At 37.6% G+C, this 7,151-nt stretch carries 6 protein-coding genes and 1 pseudogene; 3 read left to right on the forward strand and 4 right to left on the reverse strand.

Annotated elements, in window-relative coordinates; all coding sequences use genetic code 11:
- Positions 1 to 3: 3 nt before the first annotated feature.
- On the forward strand, positions 4 to 804 hold the full coding sequence (znuB, locus tag FTU19_RS13380) for a zinc ABC transporter permease subunit ZnuB (RefSeq protein WP_180131518.1): 801 nt from the start codon (positions 4 to 6) through the stop codon (positions 802 to 804).
- 3 nt (positions 805 to 807) lie between these two features.
- Positions 808 to 1,278 (forward strand): DUF523 domain-containing protein, encoded by a 471-nt coding sequence (locus FTU19_RS13385; RefSeq protein ID WP_180131519.1) that lies wholly within the window; start codon positions 808 to 810, stop codon positions 1,276 to 1,278.
- Between the two features lie 39 nt (positions 1,279 to 1,317).
- On the opposite strand, the gene FTU19_RS13390 is transcribed toward FTU19_RS13385, so the two are convergent.
- Complete coding sequence (locus FTU19_RS13390; RefSeq protein ID WP_179992718.1) at positions 1,318 to 1,938, reverse strand: LysE family transporter; 621 nt, start codon at positions 1,936 to 1,938, stop codon at positions 1,318 to 1,320.
- Between the two features lie 160 nt (positions 1,939 to 2,098).
- Here FTU19_RS13390 and FTU19_RS13395 point away from each other — a divergent pair, with 160 nt between their 5' ends.
- A complete protein-coding gene (locus tag FTU19_RS13395) occupies positions 2,099 to 3,019 on the forward strand; it encodes a Dyp-type peroxidase (RefSeq protein WP_179992719.1) in 921 nt (306 codons plus the stop codon).
- A gap of 42 nt (positions 3,020 to 3,061) precedes the next feature.
- On the opposite strand, the gene FTU19_RS13400 is transcribed toward FTU19_RS13395, so the two are convergent.
- The 3 genes and pseudogenes from FTU19_RS13400 to FTU19_RS13410 all read right to left on the reverse strand — a co-directional run.
- Complete coding sequence (locus tag FTU19_RS13400) at positions 3,062 to 3,928, reverse strand: hypothetical protein (protein WP_004895313.1); 867 nt, start codon at positions 3,926 to 3,928, stop codon at positions 3,062 to 3,064.
- A gap of 9 nt (positions 3,929 to 3,937) precedes the next feature.
- The gene (locus FTU19_RS13405) at positions 3,938 to 6,106 is read right to left on the reverse strand and encodes a LysM peptidoglycan-binding domain-containing protein (protein WP_004895314.1); all 2,169 of its coding nucleotides are present in this window, start codon (positions 6,104 to 6,106) and stop codon (positions 3,938 to 3,940) included.
- A gap of 15 nt (positions 6,107 to 6,121) precedes the next feature.
- Positions 6,122 to 7,024 (reverse strand): annotated as a pseudogene (locus FTU19_RS13410) (DUF2345 domain-containing protein); the annotation flags it as partial.
- Between the last annotated feature and the right edge of the window lie 127 nt (positions 7,025 to 7,151).

Consider the following 7,151-nt stretch of genomic DNA (forward strand, 5'->3'; position numbering starts at 1 on the left):
GCCATGATGGATTGGTTATCTCTCCTATTACCTGCATGGATTATGGGAACACTCTTGGTGTTCCTGACCGCACCACTCGGTTGTCTGATGCTGTGGCGCCGTATGTCTTTCTTTGCAGATACGATGGCACATGGTACTTTGCTCGGTGTTGCCATTGCTGGTGCGATGAGCCTGCCACTCTGGATGGGGGTCAGCTTTATTGCAGTCTTATTGGTCGCTGTACTTTGGGTACTGTATGACCCGCGTTTGCCGAATGATGCATTGTTGGCACTCTGCTCCGCCACCCTGCTCTGTTCAGGTTTATTATTCATTCAGCATTTACCGAGTTTAAGACCGGAACTGCTTAGCTATTTATTTGGTGATCTACTCACCATTTCATGGACAGATCTTCCTACTTTTGCCGTCGTGATTATCTTGGCTTTGGCCGTTCTTTATAAAAGCTGGCAGGCGCAAATCCAAATTGCAATTGATCCTGATATGGCGATCAGTGAAGGCGTAAATGCAAAACTGCAGCGTCTGATCTTCATGTTGTTACTGGCGCTGTTTACTGTATTGGCATTACGTGCGGTCGGTTCTCTTTTGATGGGCGCATTGCTGGTGATTCCAGCACTCACTGCTCGACTACTGGCAAATTCTCCTCGTCAAATGGTGATCTGGGCTTTTGTGATTGCACAAATTGGTGTGACAGTCGGGCTCTGGTCAAGTGCAGGTCTGAATACGTCAACAGGTCTGACCATTGTGCTGACCATGTCAGGGTTGTTTGCCGTTATTTTTATCCTACAGAAGTTTAAAAAACTGGCTTAAGACATGGCAGGTAAATTTTATCTAATTAGTGCCTGCTTGCTCGGACACAAGGTTCGTTATGATGGTCGCGACTGTCTGGTAAAAGAGTTGGTCGATTATTTATTGCCGGATCAATATGTCACGATTTGCCCTGAAGTCAGTAGTGGTTTGCCTATCCCCCGACCCGCAGCAGAGATTCAATCTGGCGATGGTCGAGAGGTGCTGCTGTACCAAGCTCATGTTATAGATATAAATGGTACAGATGTTTCCGATGCCTTTATCAAAGGCGCCTATGCCGCTTTAGATCTTGCCCAAAGATTTCAAGCGACACATGCCATCCTCAAAGCCAATAGTCCATCTTGCGGCAGCAAGCTGATTTATGATGGTTCATTTACTGGGAATAAAATTCAGGGTGATGGCGTGACGGCTGCATTATTTAAACAGCATGGTATGGAGGTCATGACTGAAGATGAATTTTTACAGATGATTCTTTAAGAGATCGTTGAATTCCCTCTCCTGTAAGAAGAGGTTCTCCTACTGATGCACTAGACTCAATAAAAATGCGGCTCCAGCGAACAAGCTGGCAAAAGTTCGATTCATGACTTTCTGCTGTTTTGGCGATTTCAGAAGACGCAGAACCTTGGCAGCCAGACCGGTATAGCCTGCCATCACGATCAGATCAATCGTTACCATAGTCGCGGCCATAATCACATATTGAATCCATTGCGGTTTAGATAAGTCCAGAAATTGCGGCAATACTGCCAGCAAAAATACAATCGCTTTGGGATTACTCATATTGACCAGAAAACCGTGGATGACGAGTTTCCCAGCTGATTTTCGTGCGAGTTCATGTTTAATTTCAATCGACTGCGCTGGTGCTTTCCACTGCAAAAGGGCCAGATACAGTAAATAAGCAACCCCAAACCATTTCACAGCAAGAAATGCCCAAGGTGTAGTCGCGAACAATACCCCTGCCCCGGCAGCCACAATAGCAATTTGAACCAATAGGGCGAGTTGCAGGCCGAGCGCATTCCAGTATCCATGTCGAAAGCCATAATTCAGTCCGCTCGACATTGAAGCAATAGCACCCGCACCTGGGGAAATACTGATCACCCAACAGGCTAACATATAAGCAAACCAGACTTGATAGGACATAGAGATTTAACTCATTCAAATTCAGGATCTAATTATATGACTTTTCCAATATTTTCAGCCAAAAAAATTGCTTAAACATCAGACTGCATACTATTCACTCTATAGCGCTTCAGGCACAATAGCAGGATTGGATACAGAAAATTTATTACAGGAGCCATGAATGACAGCCCAATCTGTAATTTTGCCATTACCTTCAGATCATGCTCGCTTTATTGTTTTACGCCTGAAAGATCTCAGTATTGAAGATTTTAAGGAACGATTAAAACAGCTATTTACGACACGCGATCGCCTGATTACCCAACATCCGAATGCGCAAATTAAAACGGCTGTCGCTTTTGGTCCTGAACTCTGGTCAAAATTGTATGAACAGGCACCTGCTGGTTTTAAACAATTAGAGCCAATTCAAGGTTCATTTAATATGCCTGTGGTACCGGCAGATGTGCTGATCCATATTGCCAGTGCGCGTGCCGATATCTGTTTCGCCTTGAGTCAGTCTTTCTTTGAAGGTATTCGCGATCAGGTTGAAGTACTAGATGAGCGTGTTTGCTTCCGTTACTTTGATGGCCGTGATATTACCGGTTTCATTGATGGGACTGAAAATCCGCAATTCCCGGATGATCGAGCTGAAGTGGCTTTACTGGGTGAAGATGCTGGCATTTTCCAAGACGGTTCATTCATTTTTGCACAGCGTTATGCGCATAACCTGGATAAATGGAAGAAACTCAAAGTCGATGCTCAAGAACAAGTGATGGGTCGTACCAAACTTGAATCGATTGAACTCGAGGATGAGGTAAAACCTGCCAATGCGCATATCGCTCGTACTGTCGTTGAAGATGAGGGAGGCGAGGAAATGGAAATTCTACGTCACTCTCTGCCTTATGGAGATGGTCGTGGTGACCAAGGTCTATTCTTCATTGCTTATACCAAAGACCTGAAAATCATTGATGCCATGTTAGTGCGCATGTTTGGTACATCAGGCGATGGGATCCATGACCGCTTGCTACACTTCGTGACTCCAATGGATGGTGCGTATTACTTTGCGCCGAGTGAGGAATTGCTGGAAGAGGTTTTGGAAGGGTGAAGTGAAAAGCCGATGAAAGTCGGCTTTTTAAATCAATTATTCTTAGAATGAGAATTCTTTTTTATTATTTCCTTCAAAATATTTTATATTCAAATTATTATCAATCTCTACATTCTTTCCTGCATATATATATTTTTCTGAAATTAAGTTAAAATCTTTAACTTTCATAATCCTTAAATTGGCCCCTTCTTCATCAAAAAACGGAGATACTATTAAAAAGAAATCTTTTTCTCCTTTCAAGAGCACACTCATTCCATCTTGAGGATTAATAAAGTTATACTTATTCAACATTGTTTGCGAAGATATCAATCTTAACCCATTACACTTATTTAATTTAATATTATTTATACATTTAAAATGAATATCGGATGAATAGGGCAATTTAGAAAATTCTTTATTATTTAAATTCAAATCCTCTATTTTACTTATACGACCTTTTTCAAAATTATAACATTCATCTTCAATATTAATATTATTATTTTTTAAAAAATAGGTAGTTCCTGATAAACAAATTTTATTACCCTTCTTATTGTATTTTATAATAGCAGGTTCATTATAAATCTCCCTTAACTTACCATCAACAAAATTACCTACCATCTGAGGAACAGGAATTACTTTTTTCCCTAACGGGTCTAATATAACTATCAGCTTAACAACTCTACTTTCACCTACACCTAAATCTCTATTATGATTTAAGATTAATAACACTTTATCATTTGAAAAATTAGGTAAATCTTTAATATGCTTATTATAAACCTCAAGCTTATCTTTCGAACAAAAATCAATATTTCCACCTTCAAAATAACATTTTGAGACATTATCTGAAGTTATCAATATATTTTCTTTGGGGTATGTACAACTCGAAAATCCTAAAATAGAAAGAAATAATAAAATTAATTTGAACTGCATTTTTAAAACCTATTTATTTGAATGATAAGTATGTATTTTCTCAAATATAACTTTAACTTTCTCAGTAGAATGTTTATTTGCTTTATTTGTTCTAGATTCATGGTAACCAATATTACCATCAGAAATAACCCCATATTTATTCTTTTTTCCCTTTGGTAAAGCAATTGAAGCCCACTCTTTAGAAGCATCAACCATAGCCTGTTCTACAGTTTTATTTCCATTAATAATCAGGTTATAGATAGATGAACGACCTCTTAATAAATGTTCCTTAAAGACTCTTTCTTGCATATCATGATCATACAACTCATTACCAGTCAAATTTAGTCTTGCTTTAGCTGCCGCTAGAGTAGAAGGAATCGTTTGATATTTCCCCGTTGCAAATCTTCTTCTATTATCATCCCATTTATATTTTTTCGCAGCCTCTAAAAGCTCATCAATAGTTTTCCCAGTAATTGTACCTGGCAAGTCATTCATTTTCCCATATTTGACCCTTTTCCCTTCAGGAGCTCCCGCATTCCAAGCTTCATAGCTACCTTCACCACTAGCAATTGCGTCCCCTAACTCTTTTACAAGATCATCAATAGTTTGGTCTGTTATTTTAGAAATAGTAGAAGTATTTACAATTATTCCTGCACAATTAAAAATAGAATTTATATTTAGTGATTTAGCAATCTCAACTATCGGCTTACCATTTAGATCTTTAATCTCTTTTTTAAAGTATTCATCATTAAAGTAAATACTCGAGAATCTTGTTACATCAAAATGAACCCAAGTAGTTGCTCCATTTGCTCCACTCTTAAATTTTGTTGGCTCTAAATATATTTTATCAGAAGCCCTTTCTTCACTTGCTCCCATTTTTACAGTCATAATTTCTTTTCTAATAAACTCTACATCTTCTATAGCCTTAGTTCTTTTCCCATTTTTTTTGATGTGTATATCTAGCGCTAAACCCATATGGTTTACTGTGGTTCTGCCTTTTTTCTTATTATCACCTATACATCTATAACCAGATTCAATATAAGCCACTTCAAGGCCTTTAGGTTTAAATTCATTTTTTAAATAGAAATTTAAAGATTTTAATATCCATATTAATGACCTATGTAATCCTGGATATTCATTGGCAGTATTAAAGCCTGACTTTGTATTTCTTCTATTCATACCATAGCCTGAACATTCTCCACAAGGGCAACTGGCTTTAGCCATAAAATTAGCAATCGGGTATTCATAATAAAACTTATCTAAAGCAACTAAAACACTGCCACATATTTTTCCAGTTTCTGGCACCCCCATATAATCTCTTTGAAACTGTTTAATACATTTCGCAGTTAAAGGAGTAAACTCATCTGTAGGTAATGCACCTCCAAATCCAGCTAATCTGATATTAACTTCTCTAATTAATTCACTTTGACCTTTTGATATACACTGAGGATTATTTTCACACAAATTTTTGGTATTGGTTTTAGGTGTTCCACTCTCTTGGCTACGGTCTTCTGTAATATCAATTTTTACCGATTCTGAAAGTGCTTTTTTCCCTTCTTCATACCATTCATTAAGTTGTTCTAACGCTTTCCTTTGGTATTCTTCAAATGTAGTAGCAATGCCTGTATCTGCCGTAGTAGCAACTTTTTTATCTTCTGTTTTACTTTTTTCTATTGGTTGAGTACTCGTTTTTTTATTCGTACTAATATTATTCCCTGTTGCAGGTGTATTAACTGGTAGCTTAATTACTTGGCCTATACTAATTCTATTAGCATCTTTTATTCTATTCAGCTTTTCAAGTGCTCGAACTGTGGTCTGATATTTCTGCGCAATAGATGATAAAGTTTCACCCTTTTCAATAGTATGTGTTTTACGCTTATAACTTCCCTGACTTCCATTATTATCAACTGTTTTTAAATCCAATAGAATTTTAGGGCTAATTACCGTGACAAGCATACGATCTTTCGACATTGTGAATGTCTGAACTTTTTTCATACCTATGCCAAAAAGGCTTTTGACGTAAATATCTAAAACTGTTCCTTTATCTCTTTGAATCTCGTATAGGCATCCTTTAGAGTTGGTAAAGCCACGCACTACATGTTGGCCTGTTTTACTATTTTTAACTTCATATTGAACTTTAGAAATTGGGTTACCCAATAAATCTAAAATTTGTATGGTTGCTAAAGACTTATTCACCATTTTTGTTTTTATATCCTAGTTATTATTATGTTCTATTAAATCTTCTACATCATAACCCTGAACATTTAATTCCCAATCATCATTAATGCCTACTAAAACTTCAATCTTAGAAGGATCTGCTGTAGTCATTTTTTTAGTACGACCATGCTCATCAAGCTGACCTGATATATATGAATTTGTCTCTGGAATAAAAGCTTTATAAGTTAATGTACTGAAGTCAGATTGCCAAAATAAATCATATACATCCAGTCTGTTGCTATATAAAGGCTTGTTGGGAAGCTGAGGTACTTCATACGTTACGTTTGCTCCCCCCATAAAACTATGCTTCCCAGCCTTACACTCAAACTTCCCACTTGTAGTACTAAATACTCCCTGTCCATTAATCTTTAACTGAGATCCACCCGCAGTCAGTACAATTTCTTTAGGACTTATAATTTCAATCTGATCTTCAGTCGAAATAATTTTTATTTTTTGACGAGCAATTGTTTCTATTGCATCATCTTGTGCCTGGAGTTCGACCTTCCCCTTTGCCGCAATGGCTTTTAATCCTTGTTGGGCTGCAAATAAACTGATCTTGTCCTGAGCGTGAGCAATCAAAGATTTCTGTGTGGAAAAATTAATATTATCCGCAGCACTGTGGTTAATCTGATGATCAGCTGAAAGGTATAGATCTTCATTAGTTGAGAGTGCAATTGAATTCGGTGCGCACAGCAGCATTAAAGCCTGTTTAAAGGTTTCAGCCTTGCTTTGATCTTGCTGTTCAATCTGATCCAGAAATTTTTTCAGATGATCTAACCCTTCTAAGGGGTCTGTTTGCTGATTTTGGGCAATCTCACTTAAGGCCTTACTATGATTCAAACTAGATTCAAGCTGGCTTTTCGCAGGACTGGCATTTAAGTGATTGGCATTGGCATTTTCGGTGGTGTTTCAAAAAGTATGCTGAAACAAAGCAGGTTGAATTTTGATAAAATAGAGAAATGCGAATAACTCTAGAAATCAAATGTCCAACCTGCCTCAGTGACAGTATAAAGAAAAATGGCATCAA

This window comes from Acinetobacter sp. YH12072 (assembly GCF_013419565.1).
GTDB lineage: Bacteria > Pseudomonadota > Gammaproteobacteria > Pseudomonadales > Moraxellaceae > Acinetobacter.